Source organism: Pseudogulbenkiania sp. NH8B, assembly GCF_000283535.1.
GTDB classification, from domain to species: Bacteria; Pseudomonadota; Gammaproteobacteria; order Burkholderiales; family Chromobacteriaceae; genus Pseudogulbenkiania; species Pseudogulbenkiania ferrooxidans.
On record NC_016002.1, the window covers coordinates 3,855,913 to 3,882,243 of the forward strand.

Here is a 26,331-nt window from a genome sequence, read left to right on the forward strand (position 1 = left end):
TCATCGCCCCGTTTTGCATGGTGCCTCGAACCGGCTTACAGCGCGGCCAGCGCCGCGTCGTAGTTGGGCTCGCTGCCGATCTCGGCCACCAGTTCGCTGTGCAGCACGGCGTTGTTCTCGTCCAGCACCACCACCGCGCGCGCGGTCAGGCCGGCGAGCGGGCCGCTGGCCAGCTTCACGCCCAGTGCCTCGGCGAATTCCGGATGGCGGAAGGTGGACAGGGTGGTGACGTTGTCGATGCCTTCGGCGCCGCAGAAGCGCTTCTGCGCGAACGGCAGGTCGGCCGAGATGCACAGCACCACGGTGTTGTCGCGGCCGGCGGCCTTCTCGTTGAACTTGCGCACCGACATGGCGCAGGTCGGGGTGTCGATGCTCGGGAAGATGTTGAGGATTTTCTTCTTGCCGGCAAAGGACGCCAGGCTGACTTCGGACAGGTCGGCCGCGGTCAGGGTGAAGTCGGCGGCGCTGGCGCCTTGGACCGGGAGTTGGCCGGCGACGTCGACCGGGTTGCCGCGCAGGGTTACGGTTGCCATGGTGTGCATCCTCGAAGAGTGGGTGGACGAATCCCGTAAGTGTGGGGGAACACGCCAGGATTTCAACCCCGCCGGCAACAGGGTCGGCACTGCGGCCCGACGTAAATAGCCTATTTTCCGGATGGAAAATCCCTGCTCAAGCTGGCATACTCCCGCCCCTTTCACTGGGTATGGGGATGATTTCGATCATTTTCATGACACCCGGCTGTACATATCGTTACAGAACTCAGGACGGCGCCGCTCTACAGTGCCGGACTTTCATCCAAGGCAGACCTACAAGAAACCGGCCACGATCCGGGCGCATGACGGAGCCGTACCACGGCCCCTTCCCAACACACAGACAGGAGAGTCTTCCCTTGAATCACCAGCATTCCCGCCATATCGGCCCGATCGCCCTGATGCTGACCGGTCTCGGCTCCATCATCGGCTCCGGCTGGCTGTTCGGTGCCGCGCACGCGGCGCAGATCGCCGGGCCGGCCGCCATCGTGGCCTGGCTCGTCGGCATGGTCATCATTCTGTCGATCGCCCTGAGCTACGCCGAACTGGGGGCGATGTTCCCGGAATCCGGCGGCATGGTGCGCTACGCGCGCTATTCGCACGGCTCGCTGCTCGGTTTCATCGCCGCCTGGGCCAACTGGATCGCCATCGTCGCGGTGATCCCGATCGAGGCCGAGGCCTCGGTGCAGTACATGAGCTCGTGGCCGTGGCCGTGGGCGCAGGCACTGTACCAGCACGGCGAGCTGAATCCGACCGGCCTCGGCATCGCCGCGGTGCTGGTGGTGGTGTACTTCCTGCTCAACTACTGGGGGGTGAAGCTGTTCGCCAAGGCCAACAGCGCCATCACCGTGTTCAAGCTGGTGGTGCCCGCGCTCACCGCGCTGGCGCTGATCGGCAGCGGCTTTCACAGCGGCAACCTGGGCAGCGCCACGCCGGGCGGCTTCGCCCCGTTCGGCTGGGCCAGCGTGATGACGGCGGTGGCCACCAGCGGCATCGTGTTCAGCTTCAACGGCTTCCAGAGCCCGATCAACCTGGCCGGCGAGGCGCGCAACCCGGGCAAGAGCATCCCCTTCGGCGTGATCGGCTCGATCCTGCTGGCGGCGGTGATCTACGTGCTCTTGCAGGTCGCCTTCCTCGGCGCGCTGACCCCGGCCGACCTGGCGCACGGCTGGCAGGGCATCGACTTCAGCTCGCCGTTCGCGCAGCTGGCACTGGCGTTCGGCCTGAACTGGCTGGTGATGACGCTCTACTTCGACGCCTTCGTCAGCCCGAGCGGCACCGGCGCCACCTACATGGCCACCACCTCGCGCATGATCTACGGCATGCAGAAGAACGGCACCATGCCGGCGCTGTTCGGCCACATCCACCCGCTCTACCGCATCCCGCGCGCGGCGATGTGGTTCAACCTGGCGGTGTCGTTCGTGTTCCTGTTCTTCTTCCGCGGCTGGGGCACGCTGGCGGCGGTGATCTCGGTGGCCACGGTGATCTCCTACCTCACCGGCCCGATCAGCGCGGCCTCGCTGCGCCGCGCCGCGCCGGACCTGCCGCGCCCGCTGCGCCTGGCCGGCCTGAACCTGATCGCGCCGTTCGCCTTCGTCTGCGCCTCGCTGGTGCTGTACTGGGCGCGCTGGCCGCTGACCGGCCAGATCATCTTCCTGATCGTGGCGGCGCTGCCGGTGTACTTCTGGTACCAGGCCAAGGCCGGCTGGCCGGACTTCGGCCGCGAGGTGAAGGGCGCGCTGTGGATGGTGCTGTACCTGCCGGCGCTGGCGCTGCTGTCCTACGTCGGCAGCACCGACTTCGGCGGCATCGGCCTGCTGCCGTACGGCGTGGACATGGCGGTGGTGGCGCTGATGGCACTGGGCTTCTACGCCTGGGGCGTCAACAGCGGCTGGCGCACCCGCTACCTGGAGCAGGAGCATGACGCCGCCGCGGTGGCGGCGATGCACGAAGCATCGCAGGAGAGCAAACGCGCCGGCCGCCTGGCCGGGCAGAGCGCCTGATCTCCTCCGTTTGACAAGCATGTCATAGCAAAACGGCCAGCTTCGCTGGCCGTTTTGCCGTCCGGGCTACTGGTCGTCGGGCAGTTCCAGCCCGAGCTCGGCCAGCACTTCGCGCGCCGCGCGCACCGCCTCGAGCATGGCCGGGGCGCCGGCGTAGACGGCGGAATGCAACAGCACCTCGCGCAGCTCCACCAGGCTGGCGCCGTTGTTGAGGGCACCGCGCACGTGGCCTTTCAGCTCGTGGCTGCGCCCCAACGCGGCCAGCATGGCGCAGGTGACCAGGCTGCGCGTCTTGAGGTCGATGCCCTCGCGCTGCCAGGTGCTGCCCCAGGCGTGTTCGTTGATCCAGTCCTGCACCGGGCGCGAAAAGCCGTCGAGCTTGTCCATCGCGCGCTCGACGAAGGCTTCGCCCATCACCCGGGTGCGCATCGCCCGGCCATTGTCGCGGTCTTGTTCGCTCATCGCGAAGTTCTCCTTGTATATAGTGGTGCTCAGCTCTTGGCAAAACGGGTGGACAGCAGCACGCCGGCCAGGATCGCCGCGATGCCCGCCACGTGGTAGACGCGGATCGCCTCGCCGAGAAACAGCAGCGACAGCAGTGCGCCGAACGCCGGCATCAGGTGGATGAAGGTGCCGGCCCGCGCCGCGCCGACCTGCGCCACGCCGTAGTTGTAGCAGTAGTACGCCGCCACCGAGGGCAAGGTGCCGACGTAGAGGAAGGTAGCCAGGGTGGCGGCGTTGAGCGGGGTGGTGCGCCCGCTCGCCAGCTCGGCGGCGAACAGCGGCGCGATGCCGGTGAGCCCGACCGCCACCAGCACGGTGAGGATGCCGATGCGGTCGAGCCCCGCCGGCAGGCCGCGCAGCAGCAGGGTGTAGAGCGCCCAGACGACCATCGCGCAGAACACGATGGCGTCGCCATGGTTGATGTCGAGTTCCAAGAGCCGTGCCGGCTCGCCGTGCGCGACGATCGCCAGCACGCCGAGAAACGACACCGCGATGGCGCCCGCCTGGCGCAGGGTGAGCCGGAGGCCGAAGCCCAGCGCGCCGAAGATCACGATCAGGATGGGGATGAAGGAATTCATCAGCACCGCGTTGGTGGCGGTGGTGCTCTGCAAACCGAGGTAGACCAGCGAGTTGAAGCCGCCCACCCCCAACAGACCGAGCAGCAGGATGCGGCGCCAGTGCGGCAGCCACAGCGCACGCTGGTTCCAGGCCGGGCGCAGGCCGAACGGCAGCAGCAGCACCAGGGCGATGCTCCAGCGCACGAAGGACAGGGTCATGGGCGCGACGCTGGCGTGCATGGCGCGTGCCAGCACGAAATTGCCGGCCCAGAACAGCGGGGCCAGCGTCAGCGACAGGTAGGCGAACGAGGGGGAAGAGCGGGTGGTCATCGCATGACCATGCCATGCTCCCCCTGCGGCTGGCAAGCCCCCGTCACCGTCGGCCCTCAGAGCTCTGAGCCGCGCTCGAGGAACAGTCCTTCCTGCTCGACCTTGTGCTGCCGCTCCCGGATCGCTTCGGCCAACTTCGCCAGGAGCGGCGGCAGCGTGCCGCCCTCCAGCCGCGCCAGTCGCACCGCGTCCTGCTCGGTCAGGGGCTGCGCGCCGTTGGCCAGCGTCAGTGCCTCGGCCTCCATCTTCCACGGCTGCCAGGCGCAGCCGGCCTGCTCCGCCACGGCGCCGACCAGCAGCGCGATGGCGATACCGGCCGGGTCGAGGTCGCACGCCACCTGCAGCGGCAGGCGCAGCAGCGCCAGCAGGTGGCCCACCGCCGCGCGCCAGCGCCGGTGCGGGTAGCCCGGCACCCACACGGTGAGGAAAGGCTGCGCCGTGCGCGTCAGCCCCTCGAACACGCTCAGGTTCTGCACCACACGCACCCCGCGCACGCTGCCCTGCAGCGCCGTCACCGCCAGCAGCGCCTCCGGCGCCAGCGCCACGCCCTGGCCCAGCAGGTTGGCCGAAGCCAACGGCTCGGCGCCGGCCACCAGCGTCAGCGGCCCGGACAGGAACAGGTGCGGGGTGTGCGCAGAGATGCCGCAGGCTTCCAGCTCGATGCCGTGGCCGGCGAGCCAGTCGCGGTCGCCGGCGTTGAACGCCTTGCTGCGGCCGAAGGCGTGCTGCGAGAACTGGCGCTCGCTGCCCCACTGCCCGGCGCTGAGCCAGGCGTCCAGCGCCTGCGCCAGCTTGAGGCGGCGCTCCAGCGTCGAGGTCGGCAGGCGGCTGCCGAGGCTGTCGGCAAGTCCCGCCAGCTCGGCGTTGCGCGGTTGCCAGCCGCGCCACAGCGCCACCGTTTCGGCCTGCTCGCGCGGATCGACCAGCCCGGCCAGGCTGCGCAGCCCGTACATGTCGCGCCAGCTCACCCAGAACGGTTGCAGCGGCGACTGGCGCAGGCCGGCTTCGGCGTGCAGCTCGATCTCGCACCAGCCCGCCTCCAGCAGGCGGCGCAGCAGGTCTTCGGCCAACCCCGGGTTGGCCGTGGCGGCCATCAGCGTGCTCCAGCGCACCCGGCTCGCGCGCGAGCCGAGCCAGGTGCCGATCAGCAGCGCCTCCTCGGCGCCGAGCAGCACCGGGCGCGGCTCGCCGCGCGGCGTCAACAGCAGGTTGTGGCCACGCACGCCGAGCGGGGTGCGGGCGACGTGGTCGGGGTCGATCAGGGCGAGCCAGCGGGACATGGGCGATTCCGGAAACGGGGGGGTGGAAAGGAATAGACCGGGCGGGCGGCGACGGTTTCCGCCGCCCGGCAAAAAAATCGGCCGCCCCGGGCGTGGCCAGCACGCCGGGGCGCGCGCTCAGAACCTGTCACGGCGCCGGTTCCGCGCCCTCCACCCGCCGCCGCGCCTGCAGGATCGGCGGCGCCCAGGTTTCGCCCGGGCGTTTCTTGCGCGTCGCCAGGGTCAGCTCGGACGGCGCGAAGATGTTGACGTTGTGGGTGTTGGGCGTGGTGATCAGGTACTGCGCCTCGGTGGCCTTGAGGAAGCCGGCGACGCGGTCGATGTTGAAGATGTCGAGGTGCGCGAACGGCTCGTCGATGAACACGAAGCCGGACGGGTTGGCCTCGTCCATCATCAGCGCGATGAGCAGGATCAGCGACTTCATCACCTGCTGGCCGCCGGACGCCTCGCCGTCGTTCATGCCCATCATGCCCTTCTGGTCGAAGTTGAACTTCAGCACCAGCCCGGCCTGCGCCAGCACCGCGTCGTCGTTGGCGAGCTGCGGCAACTCGACCTCGACGCCGATGCCGGCCAGCTCGCCGAGCCGGCGCACGTTCTGGCCGTAGGCGCGCACCGTGGCGCGCAGCTTGCCGATGTAGGCGGCGCGGGCGTCGTCGGTGAGCTCGCGCGAGCGGTCGACCTCGGCCTGGCGCCGGCGGCGTTCGTGATCAATCTGCGCCAGGTCGTCGACCAGCTTGTCCTTGAGCTGCAGCACGGCGTCGTCGGTCTCCCACTCGCCATTGCCCAGCCGTTCTTCCAGATAATTGAGCTGGTGGCGCGCGTCGGCGGCGCCGTCGAACTCGTCTTCCAGCGCGGCGATGCGCTCCGGCGCCAGCGCGCCGTCGGGCAGCCGCGCCGCACCCTCGCGCAGTTCGGCCAGCAGGCGGCGCAGCTGGCGGCGCGCGCCGTCTACCTCCTGACACTGCTGGCGGTAGGCGGCGAGGCTGTCCTGCTCGCGCTGGCACACCCGGTCGTGCGCCAGGCGGGCGTCGCCGTAGCGCGTGTCGGCGGCGCTCTTCTCGGCGGCGGCCTCGGCCAGCACGGCGCCGAGGCGGGCGATTTCCGCCTCCAGCGAGGCCTTGCGCGCTTCCAGCGCGGCGAACTCCTCGGCGCGGCCGTCGAGCTGGCGGATCGCGTCCATGCCGGACAGGTAGTCGGCCAGGCCGGCCGCCTCGCGCGTCGCCGCCACCAGCTGCTCCTCGTCGGCGAGGATCTGCACGTTGAGGCGCTTCAGCTCGTCGCGCAGCGCCAAGAGGCGCGACTGGCGCGCCGCCTCGCCGAAGGCGAAGTCGTGCGGGGCGACGCCGATGTGGCGCGCGCCGCGCCGTTCGCGGAAGTAGCCGTCGCGGGTGATCCAGTCGCCGTCCACGGCGGCGCCGGCACTGGCATCCTCGACGCGCGTCACGCTGTTCATCTGGCGGTAGAGCCAGTCCGGCGCCTTGGCAGAGAAGCGCACCACCTCGAGCAGGCTGCCCGGCTTGGCCGCCGGCGGGCTGGCGCGCTCCGGCACGATGAAGTGGCGATAGCGCTGGCGCTCGCCCAGCTGCCAGGCGGCGCGGCGGTCGGCGGGGTCGTCCAGCAGCACCACGTGGCGATACGGCCGCAGCAGCGCCTCGACCGCGCCCTGCCAGCGCGCATCGGTGACCTCGACCAGTTCGGACAACATGGCGTGGCCGATGCCGGCCTCGTCGAGCGCGGCGCGGAACTGGCGCACCTCGTCCGGAGCACGGCCGCGCCCCAGTTCCAGCGCCTCCAGCTGCTGCGACTTGTCCTCGCGCTGCTGCTTGAGCGCGCGCAGGCCGTCCTTCAGCGTGTCGGCGCGGTCGCGCAGGCCGGCCAGTTGCGCCGCCAGCGCCGCCGCGTCGGCACCGTATTCCTTGCCGGCCAGCGCCTGCAGGCGGTCGCGCTCCTTGAGCTGGCCGGCCACGCCGGCGTGCTCGGATTTGGCCGTCATGAAGGCGTCCTGCGCCGCTTGGCGGGCGCTTTCCGCGGCGCCGCGCGCGGCGTCGGCGGCGACCTCGGCGGCCTTGAGCCGCGCCACCAGTTCCAGCGTGTCGGCATGCTCGCCGCGCGCCCGGTTCAGCGCGTGGTAGCCGTTGCGGTAGCCGCGCCACAGCCCGGCGAACGACGCCTTGCCGTCGAGGTAGCCCAGCACCGGCAGCGCCTCGTCGCGCAGGCGGGCGATGCTGTGCTGCAGCTGGCGCCACTCCAGGTGGCGGTTGGCGCGCGTCTTCATGGTTTCGACGCGCCCTTCCAGCAGCTCTTCCTGGCGCGTCAGCGCCTCCAGTTCCAGCTCGGTGGCGCGCTGCTCCTCGCGCGCGCGCTGGTAGTTGTCGAGCACGTCCTTGTCGCCGAAGACTTGAAAGACGAGGTCGAGCAACTGGCGCGGGCTGTACTCGGTGAGCTTGTCGGTATCGCCCTGCTCCAGCGCCAGCACCTCGGCCACCGCCGGGGTCAGCCCGGCCGCTTCGAGGCGGCGGCGGTACTCCTGCACCCCGAGCCACTGCGCCTGGCCTTCGGCCAACTCCAACGCCACGTCGCCGTCGAGGATGGCGTAGTGGCGCACCCAGTCGCCGCCCTGCTTCTTGATGCGGCACAGCAGCGTCACGGTGTCGCTGACGATGGGGAAGAACGGCGTCGGGTAGAGCCCGCCGGAGGGGCGGCGCGGATTGTCGACCACGCCGCGCAGGTAGGCGAAGGCCTCGCGGTTGTTGCGCACGTAGCGCTTGTAGTCGCGCTTGCCGGAGCACTTGATCGCCAGCAGCGTGCGCATCGCGTCGAGCAGGGTGGTCTTGCCCGAGCCGTTGGGGCCGATGATGGTGACGATCTGGGCGTCGAGCGGCACCGTGAGCCGCTGCCAGAAGTCCCAGTGCACCATTTCCACCGCTTTCATCTGGAACATCAGCGCGTCTCCTCTTGCTCGAACAGCGGGCCGTCACCAGCCGCGGCGGGGTCTTCGGCCAACGTGTCGGCCTCAAGGTTGGCCGAAGCGGCGGATTCCAGCGCCTTGTCGGCCAGCGCCGCGCGCCCCTCGCGCTGGCGCAGCACCTCGGCCAGCGCGCCGTCGATGATGCGCGGCGCGAGCTGGGCGTAGTCGATCATCAGGTCCAAGAGCGGCCCCTCGTCCAGCCACTTGTTACGGCGCACCACGAAACCCAGGTTGACCAGCCGCCCGAGGTTGGCGTTGAAGCGGGTGCGGCCGCCCAGCGCCTTGCCGAAATCGGCGTAGAGCGCCTCCTCCGACACCCCGGTCGACACGGCCTCGCCGGTTTCCAGCGGCTTCTGTGCGCCGAACATGTCGTGCTGGCTGTCGCGTCCGGCCTCGACGCGGGCGATCTGGCGCTCGCGCTTGGGCAGCACGATCAGCGCCCACAGAATCACCAGCAGCGCCACGCCGTCGCGCGGCAGGCCGAGGTTGTTGTTGAGCCAGGCCTCGCCCGAGCCGAACACCGGCTCGGTCATCTCCGGCAGCAGCGCCACCGCGACGTGTTCGGCGTAGGGGTTTTCCACCAGGCGCAGGCCGACGTCGGCGAGACGACGGTCCAGCTCGCTGCGGAAGTTCTCGTCGAGCAGGGCGCGGCGCGCCAGCGCATCGGCACGCGGCAGCACGCGCTGCGCCAACAGGCGCGCGGTGAGGGTCTTGAGTTCCAGTTCCATGGCTCAGTTCGGGGTATGGGGCCGCAGCCGCGCGTCGGACAGCGCGGCCACTTCCGGGTGATCGGGTTCGATGACGGCTTCGCCGCCGGCCAGCTGCAGCGGCAGCTTGGCCAACGCGGCGACGATACTGGCGTCGCCGCGGCTTTCCGGGTCGCCGAGCAGCGACAGCAGCGACAGGCGGTAGGCGGTCTCGTTGTAGCTGTCGGCCAGCACCGCGCGCGCGATCGGCAGCTCCGCCGTGCCGCTCTCGCCCAGCTCCAGCCCGAGCTGCAGCAGCTCGTCGTACATCGCCTCGGCGGCGAACAGGCGCTCCACCTCCGGCGCGTCGGCCAGCGGCGCCGCCTCGGCGCCCGGCAGCACCGCCACGCCGGCCTTGGCGCGCTCGCGCGCCAACAGCTCGAACTCGGCCACGTCGGCCAGCTCCGGGGTGGCGAGGAAGGCCGGCTCGGGGCAGATCGACAGGCAGCCCGACAACTGCGTCGCCAGCTGGCCGACCTGCTGGCGACGCAGCCAGTCGGCGATGTCGGTCGAGGTCAGCCCGGAGCTGCCCAGGTGCACGCGCTGCGCCGCCAGCTGCGCCAGGCGCCGCTCGAAGGTGCCGGCCAGCGCCAGCATGCGGCTTTGCGCCAGCGCGATCGCCTGCGCCTGGTTCAGCGTGGCCAGGTCCAGCGTGTCGTCGGCGGTGAGGCGGCGCACCACCTCGGTCGATTTGGCCACCCAGCGCCACACCGCGTCGAGGCGATGCTGCGCGGCGCGGATACGGAACTCCGACTGCGACTCCAGCGCCGCCTCGAACTCGGCGTACAGCTCGTTGAGGCGCGCCAGCAGGTGGCGCAGCGCCTCGTCCGACACCTGCCCCACCGCCTGCCCGGCGGCGACCTGGCTGGTCAGATAGCCCAGCTCCACGTCGTCGCCGGCGAAGTCGATCATGGTGGCCAGCGCCGCCAGCGCCACGCGCGCGCCCTCGGAGAGCTGGTAGCGGCCGCCGTCGGACTCCCACACCAAGAGCTCGCCCTCGCGCAGGCGCTTCAGAATGGTGTCGAGCTTGGTCGGATTGAGGTAGGCGAAGCGCTGGGCGATCTCGGCCGGGGTCCACAGCGGCGCATCGGCGCGGTTGCCCAGCTCGCGCAGCACCAGGAGACGCAGCAGCACCTCCTCGTCACCGCCGCGAAACAGCGTGATGAAGACGGAAAGATAGGGCCAGGCGGCGGTCAGGCGATTGACCGAGGACAGGCCGTCCGGATCGATGCCGGGCTGGAAGAAATCGGAAAGCGAGTGCACGGACAATCCGGTCATGACAAAAACCGGATTGTCCGAGCGGAGGGATTACTCGTCAACGCCCGCGGTGCGGGTGATCACGTTCTGGCGCGCCGCCTTGGCCGCGGCCTTGGCTTCGGCTTCGCGCTGTTCGGCCAACTCGGCGGCGGCGCGCTCGGCCTGCCGCACGCGCTCGATGTATTCCATCATGGCGTAGGTCACCGCCTGCGTACCCTCGCCGGTCAGCGCCGACACGGTGAACACGCGCGGCGCCCCCATGTCGAACTCGAACTCGTCGTTGGGCTGCTGTTTCGGCCAACCGAAGGCCTCGAGGAAGGCGGCGATGCGCTCCTCGCGCTCGTCCTCCGCCAGCATGTCGACCTTGTTCAGCACCAGCCAGCGCGGCTTGTTGTACAGCTCCTCGTCGTACTTCTTCAGTTCCTCGACGATGGCATGCGCTTCGCGCACCGGGTCGACCTCGGGGTCGAACGGGGCGATGTCCACCACGTGCAGCAACAGGCCGGTGCGGGAGAGGTGCTTGAGGAAGCGGTGGCCGAGGCCGGCGCCTTCCGCCGCGCCTTCGATCAGGCCGGGAATGTCGGCGATGACGAAGCTGCGCGTATCCTTCATGCGCACCACGCCCAGGTTGGGGTGCAGCGTGGTGAACGGATAGTCCGCCACCTTGGGCTTGGCGGCGGACACCGCGCGGATGAAGGTCGACTTGCCGGCGTTGGGCATGCCCAACAGGCCGACGTCGGCCAGCACCTTCAGCTCGAGGCGCAGGTTGCGGCGCTCGCCCTCCTCGCCCGGCGTGCACTGGCGCGGGGCGCGGTTGGTCGACGACTTGAAGTGGATGTTACCCAAGCCGCCCTTGCCGCCGCGCGCCAGCATCACGCGCTCGCCGTGGCGCGCCAGGTCGGCTACCACCTCGTCGGTATCGGAATCGATGATCACCGTGCCCACCGGCATCTTCAGCTCGATGTCGTCGCCGCCCTTGCCGTAGCAATCGGCGCCGTGCCCCTTCTCGCCGTGCTGCGCCAGGTATTTCTTGACGAAGCGGTACTCCACCAGGGTGTTGACGTTCTCGTCGGCCACCGCGTACACGCTGCCGCCCTTGCCGCCGTCGCCGCCATCCGGCCCGCCGAACGGCACGAACTTCTCGCGGCGGAAGCTGGCCGCGCCATTGCCGCCCTTGCCGGCGATCACTTCAATACGGGCTTCATCGATAAACTTCATGGGTCCTCCAGATAAGTCCAGTGAGGAGTCAGGCGTCAACGGCCGCGGCCAGCCGCTCACGCCTCACGCCTCGTGAAAAAACAAAAAAGCCCTATCGCCAGGATAGGGCTTTTAACCGGTAGCTGACGATTACTCGCCGTCTACACCGGTGTACGGAACCACGTTCACGGTCTTGCGGCTCAGAGCACCCTTGGTGGTGAACTCTACATAGCCATCGACCTTGGCGAACAGGGTGTGGTCCTTGCCCATGCCGACGTTTTCGCCAGCGTGGAACTTGGTGCCGCGCTGACGCACGATGATGGAACCGGCCGGAATCAGTTCGCTGCCGTAAACCTTAACGCCCAGGCGTTTGGCTTCGGAGTCACGACCGTTGCGGGAGCTACCGCCTGCTTTCTTGTGTGCCATGACTGTTTACTCCTTACTTGGAAATCTCGTCGATGCGGATTTCGGTGTAGTTCTGACGGTGACCCTGGTGTTTCTGGTAGTGCTTACGACGACGCATCTTGAAGATGCGGATCTTCTCGCCACGGCCATGAGCGACCACGGTCGCCTTCACGGTCGCGCCAGCAACGCGCGGGGTGCCCACAACAACCTGTTCACCGTCAGCAATCATCAGCACTTCTTCAAGTACGATTTGGCTGTCGACGTCTGCAGGTATCTGTTCTACTTTAAGTTTTTCGCCGACGGCAACTTTGTACTGCTTGCCACCAGTTTTTACGACCGCATACATTCGCTTAGCTCCTGAATAGGGAATCCAAATTCCTGCACCAGGCACGCCCGACACAGGAAGCGGGGAATCATACTTAAGTCACTGAAACATGTCAATTTTTTTACCCGCACTACACCATGCGAGTGGTGCATGGCGGGAACAGGGGCTTTTCTGGTAACATCGGCCGGGATTTTCGGCCAACGAGCCTGTCCCAAGTTGTAGGCGAGCGAGCCAAAGCAGGTTGAGTGCCGCCAGAGCACAGGAAGCGGAATGTACAGACCGTGCATGAGCATTCCGGGCACTGCCGGCGCTCACGATGCAAAGGCGCAGCCGCCTAATCGAATGGGCTCCAAGTACAACATAAACAACCGGTTTACCATCGTGTCCACCACCCCGCTCTTCCGCTCCCTGCTCGCCGACGACATGCAAACGGTCGACCGCGTCATCCGTGCCCGCCTGCACTCCGACGTCGTCCTGATCCGCCAGGTGGCGGAATACATCATCTCCGCCGGCGGCAAGCGCCTGCGCCCGGTGCTCACGCTCTTGGCCGGCAAGGCGCTGGACTACCGCGGCGAACACCTGCACGAACTGGCGGCGATGATCGAATTCATCCACACCGCCACGCTGCTGCACGACGACGTGGTGGACGAATCCGAGCTGCGCCGCGGCCGCGAAACCGCCAACGCCCTGTTCGGCAACGCCGCCAGCGTGCTGGTCGGCGACTTCCTCTACACCCGCGCCTTCCAGATGATGGTCACCACGCGCAACATGGCCATCCTGGAAGTGATGGCCGAAGCCACCAACATCATCGCCGAAGGCGAGGTGCTGCAGCTCCTCAACATCGGCAACACCGACGTCACCGAGGCGCAGTACCTGCAGGTGATCCAGTACAAGACCGCCAAGCTGTTCGAAGCCGCGAGCCGCGTCGGCGCACTGATCGCCGCCGCCTCGCCGGAGCAGGAGAAGGCGCTGGCCGACTACGGCATGCACCTGGGCACCGCGTTCCAGATCATCGACGACGTGCTCGACTACTCCGGCGACGCCGAGACCATCGGCAAGAGCCTGGGCGACGACCTGGCCGAAGGCAAACCGACGCTGCCCCTGATCCACACCATGCGCCACGGCAGCCCGGAAGCCGCCACCACCGTGCGCGACGCCATCGAGAATGCCCGTGGCGACCGTTTCCACGAGGTACTGGCTGCGGTACAATCCTGCGGCGCGCTGGACTACGCCAAGAGCGAAGCGGTGCGTGCCGCCGAGCAGGCGGTCGCCGCCATCGCCGGCCTGCCGGACAGCCCCAGCAAGCAGGCGCTGGTCGAACTGGCCCGGCTCTCGGTCGAACGCAACAGCTGACCCCGTTTTCAGGCCGTCCCTGTAGTTAAATGGATATAACAGCCCCCTCCTAAGGGGCAGTTCCAGGTTCGATTCCTGGTGGGGGCGCCACCAAATACCGCCAAGCAAAACCAAGAAGATCGACAAAACCCGCAGAGCCTTGTGCTGTGCGGGTTTTTTCATGTCCTAACCGTTCCGACCGACACCAACAGAAACCGTCATTTTGCGGCAAACGTTTTCGCCTGCTGACGTGTCTACGCGTACCACCCCCACTCAAGCCTCGGGCAAGCCGACCAACAACAGGCGTAATGCATCCCCCCGAGCTCGCTTGATACCTGCGGATAGCCCCCCCCCCTGTGAGATCAATCGATGGCCAGGCGTGCATGCCGCCACAAGAATGACAAAAACCGAAAAATGGCCAAAATACCATGTCGAATGGGCAATTTATCGAATAGCCATCAAAACGGTGAACGTTTCGAAACCGCCTCGTAATGAATGATGTAGCATCACTGGCTTTACCATTCTGGACCGCCACAATGCGACGCCTCTTCGCTTGCATTCTGATTGCCGCCGTTTCCGCGCCGTCCCTGGCCCAGGCGCTGTCAGAGAAGGAAGCCTCTGATCTGCTCACCGTCACGGACTACTTGAATGGCGAATGCCGCAACGGCATTGGCGACGATCAGAAAACGCTGAAGGCCTGCAATATGCGCGACGTGATGTTTACCCACGTCAAGAACAATGGATGGTGCTATGGCGCCCCCATCGCGCCGACAGCAAAAGGCAAGTGGCAGCCCTGCAAGACCGCCGCAAAAAAGATCAGCCAAGCCAAGGCACCGTCACGTCAGGTTAAACCACCATCGCGTCAGGCCAAGACGCCCCGTTTAGCCCGCCGTGCAACGCCCCGCCACGTCACGTACAAGCACGCATAACGGCGGCTCCACAGACAAAAAGCGGGGCAGCACCACGCGTTTGTTGGTATATTTGCCGGTAAATTTTGAACGGCGCACACCAAGATCCTTGTCTGGCATGGCTTGCAGGCCACAGTCCGGTTTCTGGTGGGCGCCATTTCATTTCCTGCGTCCGCGCCCGGCCCTTGCGCCGCCGCGGCTTTACCGCCTGACATCATGTACGCCGATATCGACCGCACCAGCACCTGGTTCAAGTACAAGGATTCGTTGTGCAGCGACTGCATGGCCAGCTGCTGCACCATGCCGGTCGAAGTCCGACTGCCCGACCTGATCCGCATCGGCGTGGTGGACGAGTTCGAAACCGGCGAACCGCCCAAGAATATCGCCAAGCGCCTGATGAAGCAGGGCGTGATCGAGCACTTCAACTTCAAGCGCGAACTGTTCACCCTGGCGCGCCGCGCCAATGGCGACTGCCACTACCTCGACAAGCACACCCGGCGCTGCACCATCTACGCCCAGCGGCCGGACACCTGCCGCAACCATCCGCGCATCGGGCCGCGCCCGGGCTACTGCGCCTACCGCAAGAAAACCACCGCATGAGCACGCCGCAACCCAACAACCCGCTGCACGGCATCACGCTGGAAAGCATGCTGACCGAACTGGTGGCCCACTACGGCTGGGCGCGGCTGGGTGAGCTGATCGAGATTCGCTGCTTCAACCACGACCCTAGCATCAAGTCCAGCCTGACCTTTTTGCGTCGCACGCCCTGGGCACGCAGCCAGGTCGAGGCGCTGTACCTGCAGCTCAAGCGCGCTCCCGCCGCTCCGTCGGACGGCAAGGCCGGCTTCATCAAACCACGCCGCGGCTGAACACCCCGCTCCCCCGTCCCACAACTCGCGCAAAGAAAACGGCCCGCTCAGCTGCTGCCGACCGGGCCGTCACCTTCATCCTATCGCTGCCAAGGTTGGCCGAAACACCGCCCCACCCCGGCCGACACTCAGAACAGCAGCTCCTTGACGTTCTCCACCGCGTCACGCGCCGGTGGTGTCTGGCCATCACCCTGAGGCTCGGCACCGCCATTGCTGGCATCGCTGGCCGCGCTACCGCCCGGCACGGTACCGGAGTTATCCAGCCGCAACTCCGGATTGGTGTGCTGGAACTCCTCGTAGTAGTACTCGTCGCCGCCACGCAAGCCGCCTCCCGGACGCACCACCACCCCCGGCGGCGGCGGCAGATCGATCTCGGGCGCCCCCTTCAAGGCGTTGGCCATGTAGTTGATCCAGATCGGCAGCGCCGCGGTACCACCGTAACCGTAACGGCCCAGGCTGCGCGGCTGGTCGTAACCCACCCACACCACGGCAGCCAGATTCGGATTGAAGCCGGCAAACCAGGCATCGCGGAAATCGCTGGTGGTACCGGTCTTGCCCGCCAGATCCTGGCGCCCCAGCGTCATGGCCCGGTTGGCGGTCCCGAAGCGCACCACATCCTTCATCATGCTGGTCATGATGAAGGCGTTACGCGGATCGATCGCCTGCGGTGCATTCTGACCCGCCACCGTCGGCACGGTCTTGGCCAACACGCGGCCGTTCACATCCTCGATACGGTCGATGAAGTAGGAACGGGTACGATAACCGCCGTTGGCGAAGGTGGAATAGCCCTCCGCCATCTGCAGCGGCGTGGCCGAACCGGCCCCCAGCGCCATGGTCAGGTAAGCCGGGTGCTGCTTGGCGGCAAAGCCGAAGCGCTGGATGTACTGCTGGGCGTAGTCGGTGCCGATGGCCATCAGCACACGGATCGACACCAGGTTCTTCGACAGCGCCAGCGCACGGCGCATCGGGATCATGCCGGCGAACTTGCCGTCGTCGTTCTTCGGCTCCCAGCGCTGCCCGCCCAGCGCCTGCGGATCGATCGTCAGCGGCGCATCGTTGATCAGCGTCGACGGAGTGAAACCCCGCTCGATGCCGGCCGAGTAGATGAACGGCTTGAAAGTCGAACCGGGCTGGCGCCAGGCCTGGGTCACGTGGTTGAAGCTGCTGCGGTTGAAGTCGAAGCCCCCCACCAGCGACTTGATCGCGCCAGTGCGGGTATCCATCGACACGAAGGCCCCCTCCACTTCCGGCATCTGGCCGATGCTCCAGTCCCCCTTGCTCTCGGCCCGCACGCGCACGATGGCGCCCGGCCGCAGCTGCTGCGCCGGGGTCAACTTGCTGCTCAGGGCTCGGCGCGCAAACTCCAGACCGCGCCCGCTCACCGACACCTCCTGCCCGCCACGCAGATACACCTTTACCGCGCGGTTCGACGCTTCGAGCACCACGCCCGGCTGCAAGTCGCCGCTATCGTGAATCTCCGCGAGCGCCTCGTCCAGCGCCTCGATCCGGTCATCACCCTCCAGCCCGGACAGGTCGACGAACCCCTCCGGCCCGCGGTAGCTGTGGCGGCGATCGTAATCCATCAGGCCAGCACGCAGTGCGTCGTACGCCCACTGCTGATGCTTGCTGTCGATGGTGGTGAAGACCCTGAAGCCCTGGGTGTAGGCCTGGTCGCGGTAACGGTCATACATGGCCTGGCGTACCATTTCCGCCACATATTGAGCCGGCATGCTGGCTTCCGCCCCCTGCCCCGCCACGTGCAGTTTCTCCGCCAGCGCGTTGTCGTACTGTTCCTGGCTGATGAAGTTCAATTCGTGCATGCGGCGCAGCACATACTGCTGGCGCAGACGGGCCCGCGCCGGGTTCACGATCGGGTTGTACGCCGACGGCGCCTTGGGCAGGCCGGCGAGCATGGCCATTTCCGCCACACTCAAGTCTTTGATTGATTTGCCATAATAGGCCTGCGCCGCCGCGGCAAAGCCGTAAGCACGTTGCCCCAGGTAGATCTGGTTGAAATACAACTCGAGAATCTGGTCCTTGGAGAGCGCGTGCTCGATCTTGAAAGCCAGCAGCGCCTCGTTAAACTTGCGGCTAAAAGTCTTTTCACTGGAAAGGAAGAAATTTTTTGCCACCTGCATGGTGATGGTACTGGCACCAGAGCGTGCATGGCCTGATACGATATTGCCGACGGCGGCACGCATCACGCCGACATAATCGATACCGCTATGCTGATAGAATCGATCGTCCTCGGCGGCCAGCACGGCCTCCTTCATCAGCACCGGGACCTCCTGGATGCGCATGAATGAACGTCGTTCTTCGCCGAATTCGCCAATCAACTGGCCATCCGCGGCAAAGACGCGCAGCGGCATCTTCGGCCGGTAATCGGTAAGGACGTCAAGACTGGGAAGACGCGGATACGTTATGATGATTGCGATTGCCAGGCCACCTGCAGCAAGGATGGCACCACCAATAAGCAAGCCGGCAAAAATCGCAAAAATTCGTTTAAGCATGATCAGAATGGGCTTTCGCTGGAAAGCGGATTATAACGTCTTGTAAGTCAGGACAAGACACAACATTAGATTGCGATACCGTCCCGACGGATCGCCACTTAAAAATACTTGGGGCCCTCACCGATGCTATCCGACAAACTTGGATTCGGCGCCAACTGGTTGAGCCTGGTTGGATTAGGGAAATCCGGCAATGTTCCGCTGCTAGGACTGGATATCAGCAGCAGCGCCATCAAGCTGGTAGAACTTTCCCGTTCCGGCAACAGCCTGCAAATCGAGCGTTACGTCATCGAGCCCCTGCCCAAGGAAGCGATCACCGAGGGAAACATCAACAATATCGAAGGCGTGGCAGAGACCATCCGCCGCGCCTGGCAGCGCCTCGGCAGTTCGGCCCGCAACGTCGCCGTCGCCATACCCACCACCATGGCGATCTACAAGAAGATCCTGGTGCCGGCGAACCAGGCCGACGACCTCGAAGCACTGGCCGAAACCGAAGCCAACCAGATCATTCCCTTCCCGCTGGAAGAGGTCAACCTCGACTACCAGATTCTCGGCCCCTCGCCTGCCAGCGTCGACGACCTGGAAGTCCTGCTGTGCGCTGCCCGCAAGGAGAAGGTGGAAGAACGGGTAGCCGCGGCGGAAATGGCCGGACTCAAGGTCAAGATCGTCGACGTCGAGTCCTTCGCCATGATGACCGCGTTCGAGCAGATCCAGTTGCACTTGCCCGAACAAGGCCACAACCAGACCTTCGCCCTGTTCGATATCGGCAGCAGCAAGCTGCACTGCAGCGTGCTGCGCAACGGCCAGCAGATCTACTTCCGCGAACAGGCCTTTGGCGGCCAGCAGCTGACGCGCGACATCCAGCGCCGCTACGGTATCTCGTTCGACGAAGCCGAATCCGGCAAGCGCACCATGACCCTGCCCGACGGCTACGAATCCGAACTGCTGCACCCCTTCGTCGACTCGCTGGCGCAGGAAATCCAGCGTGCCCTGCAGTTCTTCTACACCACGGTCAGCGTCTCGCAATACCTGCGGGTCGACTACATCCTGCTGGCCGGCGGCTGCAGCATGTTGAGCGGGCTTGACGACACGGTGGCCGCACGCACCCAGATCAGCACCATGATCGCCAACCCCTTTACCACCATGGTGCAGTCCTCCTCCATCCGCCTGAAGGAGCTGCTGCTCGATGCCCCTTCGCTGCTGGTTGCCTGCGGCCTGGCCATGAGGAGGTTCGACTGATGATACGCATCAACCTGTTACCGCACCGCGAGCAGAGCAAGGAAGCGCACCGCCACCGCTTCCAGCTCCTCCTGGCCGCCGCCATCCTCATCGCCGGTGTGGTGGTAGCCTCGAGCTATGTAGTGCTGAACAGCCGTATCGGCCACCAACAGCATCGCAACCAGTACTTGCAGGATGCCATTGCCCAACTGGACGGCCAGATCAAGAAGATCGAGGGACTCAAGAAGGAACGCGACGAGCTGCTCGCCAGGAAACAGCTGGTCGAACAATTGCAGCAGGGTCGCAACGAGGCCACCCACATCTTTGACCAGCTGGTACGCCAGACCCCTGACGGCGTCTACCTCAGGGACTTCAGACAGACCGGCCGCAGCTTCGACCTGTCGGGCTACGCCCTGTCCGGCGCACGCGTCTCCAACTACATGCGCACTCTGGCGCAATCCACCACGTTCGACGCCCCGGTCCTGGTCGAGGTCAAGGCCGCCATCGTCAACAACCAGCGTGTCAGCGAGTTCACCTTGCGACTGGGCATGAAGGGACAAGAAGCCGCCGCACCCGCCCCAGGCAAGAAAGGAGCACGGCCATGACGCTCGACGAATTGCGCAACCTCGACCCCAAGGACATGCCGAACTGGCCGCTGCCGGCCCAGCTCGGGGCTCTGGCCGGCCTGATCGGGCTGATCGTTTTCCTCGGCTATTACCTGGTCCTGGGAGATCAGCTTGACACCCTGAACAGCGCCCAGCACAAGGAAGAACAACTCAAGCAGACCTATCTCGACAAAAAACGCCAGGCCATCAACCTCGCCGCGCTGGAACAGCAGCTGGCCGAGATCCAACGCTCGTTCGGCGCCCTGCTCAAGCAGCTCCCCAGCAAGTCCGAAATGGAATCCCTGCTGACCGAAATCAACCAGGCCGGGATCGGCCGCGGCCTGCAGTTCGAGCTGTTCCGCCCCGGCGGAGAAATCAAGTCCGCCGAAATGGCCGAGCTGCCCATCAGCATACGTCTGACCGGCAATTACAAGGAGCTGGCCTCCTTCGTCAGCGACGTCGGCCAGCTCTCGAGGATCGTCACGCTGAGCGATATCAAGCTGGCCCCCCAAGACGCCAAGGGACCGACCAGCACCCCGCGGTTGAGCATGGAAGCCACGGCCAAAACCTACCGCTCGCTGGAACCGGAAGAACGCCTCGCCGCCATCAACAAGAAAGAGGCCAAGAAATGAACAAACCTGGCTTCTTGTGTCTGCTGCTCCTCCTCGCCGGCTGTGGCAGCAACAGCACCGATGACCTCGACCGCTGGATGAACGAAGCCGGCAAGGGCCTGGCCGGCCAGATCGACCCCATCCCGATGGCACAACCCTATCAGCCCTTCGTGTACCAGGCCTTTGACCTGCGCGACCCGTTCGACCCGCAGAAATTGCTGGCCGCCAAACGCCAGAACAGTGCCAACGCGCCGGACTTCGATCGTCCGCGTGAGACGCTGGAAAACTACGACCTGGACAAACTGAAAATGGTCGGCATCCTGAAGCGCGGCGGAGTGACCTACGGCCTGATCCGCACACCGGAGAACACGGTCTACCGGGTTCAGCCTGGCAACTTCGTGGGGCCCAATTTCGGGCAGATCAAACACATCTCCGAAGCCGGAATCGAGTTGGCCGAAACAGTGGAAGACCTGAACGGTGAATGGGTACAGCGCACAACGACCATGTACCTCGTAGAACAAGGGCAGAAATAATGAACACGCATGCCATCAAACTGCTATCCGGACTGGGTCTTGCCCTCTCCTTCAGCCTGGCTCATGCCGGCGTTGCCATTACGGGGATCAACATCAGCAAAACCGACGGCAACGAACAGGTTCTTCAGCTGACTTTCGATGGTCCGGCCCCCAAGCCCAACAGTTTCGCCATCTCCAATCCCCCCAGGATCGCGCTCGACTTTGCCGATACCGAGATCAAGCTACCCAACAGCTTCACCGAACTGGGCAACCCCCTGGTTCCCTCTGCCGTTGCCATCGCCAGCAATGGCCGCGCTCGTATCGTATTGAATCTGGCCAAGAACGCCTCTTATTCCACCAAAGTCAGCAACAACACGCTGCTGATTAGCCTGAACGGCAACCTGCAAGCAGAGCAGCGGACCGCCGTCCCGCTCGACACCACCCCCGCGAGCCCGACACCAACGGCAAGCGTCGCCTACCGCACACCGCTCGCTCTCGACTTCCGGCGGGGCCATAACGGCGAGGGCCGGGTCGAGATCAACCTGCCATCGAACGATGTCCCGGTGGACATCAAACGCCAGGGCAAGAATATCGTGGTGGATATCCAGGGCAGCAACCTGCCTGCCGGCCAGGACCGCAAGCTCGACGTCACCGACTTTGGCACCCCGGTCAGCAAGATCGACGCCATGAACCAGGGCAGGAGCAGCCACATCGTCATCCAGCCACAAGGCGACTGGGACTATTCCTCGTACCAGACCGACCGCAAACTGGTGGTCGAAGTGAAGAAACTGACCCAAGATCAAAAAGCACAGAACGAGTTGGACAAGCCGGTCTACAAGGGCGACAAGCTCTCGCTCAATTTCCAGGATATCGAAGTCCGTACCGTGCTGCAGGTCATCGCCGAATTCACCGGGCTCAACATCGTCACCAGCGACTCGGTCAACGGCAAGATCACACTGCGCCTGAAAGACGTGCCATGGGATCAGGCGCTCGACCTGATCCTCGACAGCAAGGGCCTGGACAAGCGGCGTAGCGGCAACATCATCCGTATCGCCCCGCGCGAAGAGCTGTTGGCCCGGGACAAGCAGGTTTACGAGGCCAAGAACCAGCTCACCACGCTGGAACCGCTGCGTTCGGAAACCTTCGTGCTGCGTTACCGCAGCGCCGAGGATTTCAAGAAAATCCTGGAAGAAGACAGCAAGGGAGGCACCGGTAGCGGCAGCGGACGACGCAGCACCCTGCTCTCTGATCGTGGCAGCGCCCTGATCGACCCCAAAACCAACACCCTGATCATCAACGATACGACAACGGTTATCGACAAGATTCGCGACCTGATCACAAAAACCGACACCCCGGTCAAACAGGTCGTGATCGAGGCACGCATCGTCGAAGCCACCGACAACTTCAGCCGCGAACTGGGCGTCAAGCTGTCGTACGACCGAATCGGCCGTCTGAGTCTGGGCGGCAATATCGCCGGAGCCGGCAACGGCAGCCTCACCGACACCTTGGTGAATCTGCCGACCAACAGTGCGGCTACAGGGACCATCGGCGCCGTCTACAAGGCCGGTGCCAGCAACCTGATCGGCCTGGAGCTGCAGGCATTACAAACCGAAAGCCAGGGCAAGATCGTCGCCAGCCCGCGGGTGCTGACTTCCGACCGTACCGAGGCCACTATCGAGCAGGGGCAGGAGATTCCTTATCAGGAAGCCACCTCCAGCGGCGCCACCTCCACCTCGTTCAAAAAGGCGGTACTGAGCCTGAAGGTGAAGCCCCAGATTACCCCTGACAGCACCATCTTGATGGACATCCAGATCAACAACGACACCGCCGACTTCGCCAACCTGTCGAATGGGGTTCCCTCGCTCAAGACCAAAAAGGTCAATACCCAGGTGCTGGTCGAGAACGGGGGTACCGTGGTTATCGGTGGCATCTACACCCAGGACGAAAATGAAGGCCTCAGCAAGGTACCCCTGCTTGGTGACATTCCCCTGCTGGGCGCCCTGTTCCGGAGCAGGACGAAGAAAGACAACCGCACGGAGCTGCTGGTTTTCCTGACGCCACGCGTCGTCAGCGATTTCGACATAAACAGCCGCTAGGACAGCGCAGACGATCGCGCGTGCTTCCGCTACAATGCCTGCCATGGATACACTGGCAGGCAATTTTTTTCTTGTCGGACTGATGGGAGCCGGCAAGACGACGGTAGGCCGTGCGCTGGCGCGCAAAACCGGCAAGACCTTTTACGACTCCGATCACGAAATCGAGGCCAAAACGGGCGTCAAGGTCGCCACCATCTTCGAAATAGAAGGCGAGCAGCGTTTTCGTGATCGGGAGAGTTGCGCCATCGCCGAACTGGTGCAACGCGACAACATCATCCTGGCGACAGGAGGCGGAGCCATCCTGCGCCCGGAAAATCGCCAGTTGCTGAAAGACAACGGAGTCGTGATTTACCTGCGTGCCAATATCGATGACCTGTTGGCCCGAACCCAGCATGACCGCAACCGTCCCCTGCTCCAGACCGCTGACCCCAAGGCCAAGCTGGAAAGTCTGCTCAAGGAACGCGACCCGCTCTACACCGAGGTGGCGGACCTGATCGTCGACACCACCCAGCAAAACGTCAACCTGCTGGTCAGTCAACTTGAAGCACAGCTGTTCGAGCGCCAACACCGCCATCAAGACTCCCGACCATGATCACTCTAGACCTGAAGCTCCCCGACGCCCACTACCCGATCCATATCGGCCGCAACCTGCTGACGCGGACCGATCTGCTCAAGCCCCATCTGCCCATTCCCAGTGTTGCCATCGTCACCAATAGCACCGTTGCCCCGCTGTATCTGGCACCGCTGGAACAGGCACTCAAGGCGGAAGGGATTGCAACGCGCGTCGTCGTACTGCCCGATGGCGAGTCGTACAAAACCTGGGACACCCTCAACCTGATCTTTGACGCCCTGCTTTCCGGCAATTGCGAACGCAAGACCACGCTGATCGCACTCGGGGGAGGTGTCATCGGCGACATGACAGGGTTTGCCGCCGCCTGCTACCAGCGCGGGGCACCGTTTATCCAGATTCCGACCACGCTGCTCGCCCAGGTCGACTCGTCGGTCGGAGGCAAGACCGCCATCAATCATCCACTCGGCAAGAACATGATCGGGGCGTTCTACCAGCCGCGAGTGGTCATCGCCGATATGGTGCTGCTGGATACGTTATCAGACCGCGAGCTGTCTGCCGGTTTGGCCGAGGTCATCAAGTATGGCCTGCTGGGTGATGTCGAGTTTTTGGTCTGGCTGGAAAGCAACATCGAACAGCTGCGGGCCCGCGACCCCGCTTCGCTTGAATATGCCGTGAAGCGCTGCTGCGAAATGAAGGCGGAGATCGTCGGGCAGGATGAAAAGGAAAGCGGCGTGCGCGCCTTGCTGAACCTGGGCCATACCTTCGGCCACGCCATCGAGGCCGGGCTGGGGTACGGAGCCTGGCTGCACGGCGAGGCAGTGGCGGCCGGAATGGTCCTGGCTGCAGCGACCTCGCAGGAGCTGGGCTGGCTGAATGCCGCCGACGTCGAACGCGTGATCTCGCTCATCCAACGTGCCGGCCTGCCCGTCAAGGCGCCCGACCTCGGCCTGACAAACTGGCTGGAACATATGGGGCACGACAAGAAAGTCGAACAAGGCAAATTGCGCTTCGTGCTGCTGAAGCAGCTTGGCCAGGCTGTCATCAGCAGCGAGGTCAGCCATGACGTGCTGCAACGGGTGTTAAGCGGACAGAACGTCACCGCTTGAGCCACCGACACTACGAATTTCTACGGATTGATCGGCCCGGCTACTAGACTTGATAATCCTCCGACCGCTTTTAAACAGACAGGGGGAAAAGCAATGGACGTTCTGGCAGGATTGACCGCAAGTTTGGTGCTCATGGTGGCTTTCTCCCTTCTACGCAAGCTGTGGAAGGCGATCACGTATAAGCCGCCCAAGGCCCGAGGCATCGACCCCGTGGCCGAAGCCGAAGTGTTCCTCGCCTACGGTAAAACCGGCGAGGCCGTCAGGGTGCTCAAGGACGTGCTGGACGAAGATCCGGATAATATGCCGGCCAAGGTCGCGCTGCTCCGTGCCTACTCCAGCAACCGCAATGCCAAGGCTTACTCGCAGCTGGCACGCGATGTCCACGCCCGTCTTCACGGCCAACCGGTCTGGAAGACCATTCAGCAGAATGGCCGCGACCTCGACCCGGCCAACCCCTTGTTCAATGCCTGAACCTGGCTGAGCTGCAAGCTGAATCAATACAAAAAAGCCTGTCGCACCCGACAGGCTTTTGTCATTTTAAGCGGCAGTAGGCTCTAAAGAAGAGCCGCTGCCACCACTCACAGGCGCCAGTAACGCGCCCCGGCCTCCGCCAGCGCAGCCTTATCAAGCTTCCCCTTGACATCGATGATGACCGGTACGCCACGACATTGGCTCAGCCAGTCAGCAGCCGAGAACTCGGCGAACTCGTGATGTGCCACCGCAACGATCACCGCATCCGCCGGGACCAATTGCGCCATCGGCACCAGATCGACGCCATACTCGTGGTGAGCCTGGGCGGCATCGGCCTGCGGATCAGCCACCTGTACCTGGACACCGAACTCGCGCAGTTCGGTAACCACGTCGATCACGCGCGAATTACGCAGATCAGGGCAGTTTTCCTTGAAGGTCAGGCCTAGCACCGTGACGGTACTGCCGAGGATGTTGATGCCGGCATGGATCATCTCCTTGATGGTGCGCTGGGCGATGAAGGTGCCCATGCCATTGTTGATGCGGCGTCCGGCATGGATCACCTGCGGGATGTAGCCCAGTTGCTCGGCCTTGTAAGTGAGGTAGTATGGGTCGACGCCGATGCAGTGGCCGCCCACCAGCCCCGGGCGGAACGGCAGGAAGTTCCACTTGGTACCGGCCGCTTCCAGCACGTCCAGCGTGTCGATGCCCATCTTCTCGAACAGCACAGCCAGCTCGTTCATCAAGGCGATGTTGAGATCGCGCTGGGTATTCTCGATCACCTTGGAAGCCTCGGCCACCTTGATCGACGAGGCCTTGTGCACGCCGGCTGTTACCACCGAGCCATATACATCCGCGACAATCTCGAGCGTTGCCGCATCCTGACCGGAGACGACCTTCTTGATCTTGGTGAAGGTGTGTTCCTTATCGCCCGGATTGATACGCTCCGGACTGTAACCGACGGTGAAATCCACCCCGCACTTGAGACCGGACACCCGCTCCAGGATCGGTACGCAGACTTCCTCGGTCACCCCCGGATAGACGGTGGATTCGTACACCACGATCGCACCGGGACGCAGCGCCTTGGCGACACTCTCGGACGCTTTCTCTACCGGCGTCAGGTCAGGTTGATGCGCATCGTCAACGGGGGTCGGCACAGCGACGATATGAAAATCGGCCTCGGCCAGCACCGCGATGTCGTCGGTGTAGACGATATCGGCGGCAGCCAATTCCGCATCGGCCACCTCCAAGGTACGATCATGTCCGCCCCTGAGCTCAGTCAGGCGTTGCAGGTTGATGTCGAAGCCGATCACACGGCTTTTCTGGCCGAAGGCAACGGCGACAGGAAGGCCCACGTAGCCCAGGCCAACGACAGAGACTTTGCGATCCGGCACGATTCGATTCTCTCAATACGAAAAATGGGATG

25 protein-coding genes and 1 tRNA gene are annotated in these 26,331 nt (G+C 64.8%); 14 read left to right on the forward strand and 12 right to left on the reverse strand.

Translation table 11 applies throughout. From position 1 onward, the window contains the following. Nucleotides 1-35 precede the first annotated feature (35 nt). On the reverse strand, nucleotides 36-533 hold the full coding sequence (tpx, locus tag NH8B_RS17800) for a thiol peroxidase (protein WP_014088491.1): 498 nt from the start codon (nucleotides 531-533) through the stop codon (nucleotides 36-38). Between the two features lie 356 nt (nucleotides 534-889). Between tpx and NH8B_RS17805 the strand changes: the two genes are divergently transcribed. Further along, nucleotides 890-2,533 carry an APC family permease gene (locus NH8B_RS17805; RefSeq protein ID WP_014088492.1) on the forward strand — a complete coding sequence of 548 codons (1,644 nt, stop codon included), beginning with the start codon at nucleotides 890-892 and terminating at the stop codon, nucleotides 2,531-2,533. A gap of 66 nt (nucleotides 2,534-2,599) precedes the next feature. On the opposite strand, the gene NH8B_RS17810 is transcribed toward NH8B_RS17805, so the two are convergent. The 9 genes from NH8B_RS17810 to rplU form a co-directional block, all read right to left on the reverse strand. Beyond that, on the reverse strand, nucleotides 2,600-2,995 hold the full coding sequence (locus tag NH8B_RS17810; protein WP_014088493.1) for a carboxymuconolactone decarboxylase family protein: 396 nt from the start codon (nucleotides 2,993-2,995) through the stop codon (nucleotides 2,600-2,602). A gap of 29 nt (nucleotides 2,996-3,024) precedes the next feature. Beyond that, the gene (locus tag NH8B_RS17815) at nucleotides 3,025-3,924 is read right to left on the reverse strand and encodes a DMT family transporter (RefSeq protein ID WP_014088494.1); all 900 of its coding nucleotides are present in this window, start codon (nucleotides 3,922-3,924) and stop codon (nucleotides 3,025-3,027) included. A 56-nt stretch (nucleotides 3,925-3,980) separates the two neighbouring features. After that, complete coding sequence (locus NH8B_RS17820) at nucleotides 3,981-5,204, reverse strand: DUF2399 domain-containing protein (RefSeq protein ID WP_014088495.1); 1,224 nt, start codon at nucleotides 5,202-5,204, stop codon at nucleotides 3,981-3,983. Nucleotides 5,205-5,331: 127 nt separating this feature from the next. Then, a complete protein-coding gene (locus NH8B_RS17825) occupies nucleotides 5,332-8,145 on the reverse strand; it encodes an ATP-binding protein (protein ID WP_014088496.1) in 2,814 nt (937 codons plus the stop codon). Beyond that, the gene (locus NH8B_RS17830; RefSeq protein ID WP_014088497.1) at nucleotides 8,145-8,900 is read right to left on the reverse strand and encodes a hypothetical protein; all 756 of its coding nucleotides are present in this window, start codon (nucleotides 8,898-8,900) and stop codon (nucleotides 8,145-8,147) included. The genes NH8B_RS17825 and NH8B_RS17830 overlap by 1 nt, the downstream gene beginning before the upstream one ends. A 3-nt stretch (nucleotides 8,901-8,903) precedes the next feature. Next, nucleotides 8,904-10,196, reverse strand: coding sequence for a hypothetical protein (locus NH8B_RS17835; protein WP_014088498.1), 1,293 nt, complete (start codon nucleotides 10,194-10,196; stop codon nucleotides 8,904-8,906). Between the two features lie 30 nt (nucleotides 10,197-10,226). Further along, nucleotides 10,227-11,393, reverse strand: coding sequence for a GTPase ObgE (obgE, locus tag NH8B_RS17840; protein ID WP_014088499.1), 1,167 nt, complete (start codon nucleotides 11,391-11,393; stop codon nucleotides 10,227-10,229). Nucleotides 11,394-11,522: 129 nt separating this feature from the next. Beyond that, complete coding sequence (rpmA, locus tag NH8B_RS17845) at nucleotides 11,523-11,798, reverse strand: 50S ribosomal protein L27 (protein ID WP_008952322.1); 276 nt, start codon at nucleotides 11,796-11,798, stop codon at nucleotides 11,523-11,525. A 13-nt stretch (nucleotides 11,799-11,811) separates the two neighbouring features. Then, nucleotides 11,812-12,123, reverse strand: a complete 312-nt coding sequence (gene rplU, locus NH8B_RS17850) for a 50S ribosomal protein L21 (protein WP_008952321.1) — start codon at nucleotides 12,121-12,123, stop codon at nucleotides 11,812-11,814. 357 nt (nucleotides 12,124-12,480) lie between these two features. On the opposite strand from rplU, the gene ispB reads away from it, so the two are divergent. The 5 genes from ispB to NH8B_RS17875 all read left to right on the forward strand — a co-directional run bounded on the left by ispB (nucleotide 12,481) and on the right by NH8B_RS17875 (nucleotide 15,211). Then, complete coding sequence (gene ispB / locus NH8B_RS17855; RefSeq protein ID WP_040652251.1) at nucleotides 12,481-13,455, forward strand: octaprenyl diphosphate synthase; 975 nt, start codon at nucleotides 12,481-12,483, stop codon at nucleotides 13,453-13,455. Between the two features lie 15 nt (nucleotides 13,456-13,470). Continuing rightward, a tRNA-Arg gene (locus NH8B_RS17860) sits at nucleotides 13,471-13,545 on the forward strand. Nucleotides 13,546-13,970: 425 nt separating this feature from the next. After that, nucleotides 13,971-14,363, forward strand: a complete 393-nt coding sequence (locus NH8B_RS17865; protein WP_014088501.1) for a hypothetical protein — start codon at nucleotides 13,971-13,973, stop codon at nucleotides 14,361-14,363. A gap of 195 nt (nucleotides 14,364-14,558) precedes the next feature. Next, entirely contained in the window at nucleotides 14,559-14,942 is a 384-nt protein-coding gene (locus NH8B_RS17870) for a YkgJ family cysteine cluster protein (RefSeq protein ID WP_014088502.1), read from the forward strand. Further along, nucleotides 14,939-15,211 carry a VF530 family protein gene (locus NH8B_RS17875; RefSeq protein ID WP_014088503.1) on the forward strand — a complete coding sequence of 91 codons (273 nt, stop codon included), beginning with the start codon at nucleotides 14,939-14,941 and terminating at the stop codon, nucleotides 15,209-15,211. Before NH8B_RS17870 ends, NH8B_RS17875 begins: the two co-directional genes overlap by 4 nt. A gap of 128 nt (nucleotides 15,212-15,339) precedes the next feature. On the opposite strand, the gene NH8B_RS17880 is transcribed toward NH8B_RS17875, so the two are convergent. Further along, a complete protein-coding gene (locus tag NH8B_RS17880) occupies nucleotides 15,340-17,721 on the reverse strand; it encodes a penicillin-binding protein 1A (protein WP_041703127.1) in 2,382 nt (793 codons plus the stop codon). A gap of 123 nt (nucleotides 17,722-17,844) precedes the next feature. Here NH8B_RS17880 and NH8B_RS17885 point away from each other — a divergent pair, with 123 nt between their 5' ends. From NH8B_RS17885 to NH8B_RS17920, 8 genes are all read left to right on the forward strand, one after another. Then, nucleotides 17,845-18,957: a pilus assembly protein PilM gene (locus NH8B_RS17885; protein ID WP_014088505.1), complete on the forward strand. Its 1,113-nt coding sequence runs from the start codon at nucleotides 17,845-17,847 to the stop codon at nucleotides 18,955-18,957. Continuing rightward, nucleotides 18,957-19,541 carry a PilN domain-containing protein gene (locus NH8B_RS17890; protein ID WP_014088506.1) on the forward strand — a complete coding sequence of 195 codons (585 nt, stop codon included), beginning with the start codon at nucleotides 18,957-18,959 and terminating at the stop codon, nucleotides 19,539-19,541. Before NH8B_RS17885 ends, NH8B_RS17890 begins: the two co-directional genes overlap by 1 nt. After that, complete coding sequence (locus tag NH8B_RS17895; protein WP_014088507.1) at nucleotides 19,538-20,173, forward strand: type 4a pilus biogenesis protein PilO; 636 nt, start codon at nucleotides 19,538-19,540, stop codon at nucleotides 20,171-20,173. The genes NH8B_RS17890 and NH8B_RS17895 overlap by 4 nt, the downstream gene beginning before the upstream one ends. Further along, complete coding sequence (locus tag NH8B_RS17900; RefSeq protein ID WP_014088508.1) at nucleotides 20,170-20,685, forward strand: pilus assembly protein PilP; 516 nt, start codon at nucleotides 20,170-20,172, stop codon at nucleotides 20,683-20,685. Before NH8B_RS17895 ends, NH8B_RS17900 begins: the two co-directional genes overlap by 4 nt. Continuing rightward, nucleotides 20,685-22,760: a type IV pilus secretin PilQ gene (pilQ, locus tag NH8B_RS17905; RefSeq protein WP_014088509.1), complete on the forward strand. Its 2,076-nt coding sequence runs from the start codon at nucleotides 20,685-20,687 to the stop codon at nucleotides 22,758-22,760. The genes NH8B_RS17900 and pilQ overlap by 1 nt, the downstream gene beginning before the upstream one ends. Nucleotides 22,761-22,794: 34 nt before the next feature. Further along, the gene (locus NH8B_RS17910) at nucleotides 22,795-23,352 is read left to right on the forward strand and encodes a shikimate kinase (RefSeq protein WP_040652120.1); all 558 of its coding nucleotides are present in this window, start codon (nucleotides 22,795-22,797) and stop codon (nucleotides 23,350-23,352) included. After that, nucleotides 23,349-24,437, forward strand: coding sequence for a 3-dehydroquinate synthase (gene aroB, locus NH8B_RS17915; protein WP_014088511.1), 1,089 nt, complete (start codon nucleotides 23,349-23,351; stop codon nucleotides 24,435-24,437). The genes NH8B_RS17910 and aroB overlap by 4 nt, the downstream gene beginning before the upstream one ends. Nucleotides 24,438-24,569: 132 nt before the next feature. Then, complete coding sequence (locus NH8B_RS17920; protein ID WP_014088512.1) at nucleotides 24,570-24,908, forward strand: type IV pilus assembly protein FimV; 339 nt, start codon at nucleotides 24,570-24,572, stop codon at nucleotides 24,906-24,908. Nucleotides 24,909-25,015: 107 nt separating this feature from the next. On the opposite strand, the gene NH8B_RS17925 is transcribed toward NH8B_RS17920, so the two are convergent. Beyond that, nucleotides 25,016-26,299 (reverse strand): nucleotide sugar dehydrogenase, encoded by a 1,284-nt coding sequence (locus NH8B_RS17925; protein WP_014088513.1) that lies wholly within the window; start codon nucleotides 26,297-26,299, stop codon nucleotides 25,016-25,018. Nucleotides 26,300-26,331: the final 32 nt, after the last annotated feature.

Excerpts from the sequence above, each read along its gene's own strand:
- pilQ (WP_014088509.1), top strand. The coding sequence starts at position 20,685 with ATGAACACGCATGCCATCAAACTGCTATCCGGACTGGGTCTTGCCCTC.
- tpx (WP_014088491.1), bottom strand. The coding sequence starts at position 533 with ATGGCAACCGTAACCCTGCGCGGCAACCCGGTCGACGTCGCCGGCCAA.
- NH8B_RS17900 (WP_014088508.1), top strand. The coding sequence starts at position 20,170 with ATGAACAAACCTGGCTTCTTGTGTCTGCTGCTCCTCCTCGCCGGCTGT.
- NH8B_RS17880 (WP_041703127.1), bottom strand. The coding sequence starts at position 17,721 with ATGCTTAAACGAATTTTTGCGATTTTTGCCGGCTTGCTTATTGGTGGT.
- NH8B_RS17815 (WP_014088494.1), bottom strand. The coding sequence starts at position 3,924 with ATGACCACCCGCTCTTCCCCCTCGTTCGCCTACCTGTCGCTGACGCTG.
- NH8B_RS17810 (WP_014088493.1), bottom strand. The coding sequence starts at position 2,995 with ATGAGCGAACAAGACCGCGACAATGGCCGGGCGATGCGCACCCGGGTG.
- NH8B_RS17895 (WP_014088507.1), top strand. The coding sequence starts at position 19,538 with ATGACGCTCGACGAATTGCGCAACCTCGACCCCAAGGACATGCCGAAC.
- NH8B_RS17865 (WP_014088501.1), top strand. The coding sequence starts at position 13,971 with ATGCGACGCCTCTTCGCTTGCATTCTGATTGCCGCCGTTTCCGCGCCG.
- obgE (WP_014088499.1), bottom strand. The coding sequence starts at position 11,393 with ATGAAGTTTATCGATGAAGCCCGTATTGAAGTGATCGCCGGCAAGGGC.
- NH8B_RS17920 (WP_014088512.1), top strand. The coding sequence starts at position 24,570 with ATGGTGGCTTTCTCCCTTCTACGCAAGCTGTGGAAGGCGATCACGTAT.
- NH8B_RS17825 (WP_014088496.1), bottom strand. The coding sequence starts at position 8,145 with ATGTTCCAGATGAAAGCGGTGGAAATGGTGCACTGGGACTTCTGGCAG.
- NH8B_RS17830 (WP_014088497.1), bottom strand. The coding sequence starts at position 8,900 with ATGGAACTGGAACTCAAGACCCTCACCGCGCGCCTGTTGGCGCAGCGC.
- NH8B_RS17870 (WP_014088502.1), top strand. The coding sequence starts at position 14,559 with ATGTACGCCGATATCGACCGCACCAGCACCTGGTTCAAGTACAAGGAT.
- NH8B_RS17820 (WP_014088495.1), bottom strand. The coding sequence starts at position 5,204 with ATGTCCCGCTGGCTCGCCCTGATCGACCCCGACCACGTCGCCCGCACC.
- rpmA (WP_008952322.1), bottom strand. The coding sequence starts at position 11,798 with ATGGCACACAAGAAAGCAGGCGGTAGCTCCCGCAACGGTCGTGACTCC.
- rplU (WP_008952321.1), bottom strand. The coding sequence starts at position 12,123 with ATGTATGCGGTCGTAAAAACTGGTGGCAAGCAGTACAAAGTTGCCGTC.
- aroB (WP_014088511.1), top strand. The coding sequence starts at position 23,349 with ATGATCACTCTAGACCTGAAGCTCCCCGACGCCCACTACCCGATCCAT.
- NH8B_RS17910 (WP_040652120.1), top strand. The coding sequence starts at position 22,795 with ATGCCTGCCATGGATACACTGGCAGGCAATTTTTTTCTTGTCGGACTG.
- NH8B_RS17875 (WP_014088503.1), top strand. The coding sequence starts at position 14,939 with ATGAGCACGCCGCAACCCAACAACCCGCTGCACGGCATCACGCTGGAA.
- NH8B_RS17835 (WP_014088498.1), bottom strand. The coding sequence starts at position 10,196 with ATGACCGGATTGTCCGTGCACTCGCTTTCCGATTTCTTCCAGCCCGGC.
- NH8B_RS17890 (WP_014088506.1), top strand. The coding sequence starts at position 18,957 with ATGATACGCATCAACCTGTTACCGCACCGCGAGCAGAGCAAGGAAGCG.
- NH8B_RS17885 (WP_014088505.1), top strand. The coding sequence starts at position 17,845 with ATGCTATCCGACAAACTTGGATTCGGCGCCAACTGGTTGAGCCTGGTT.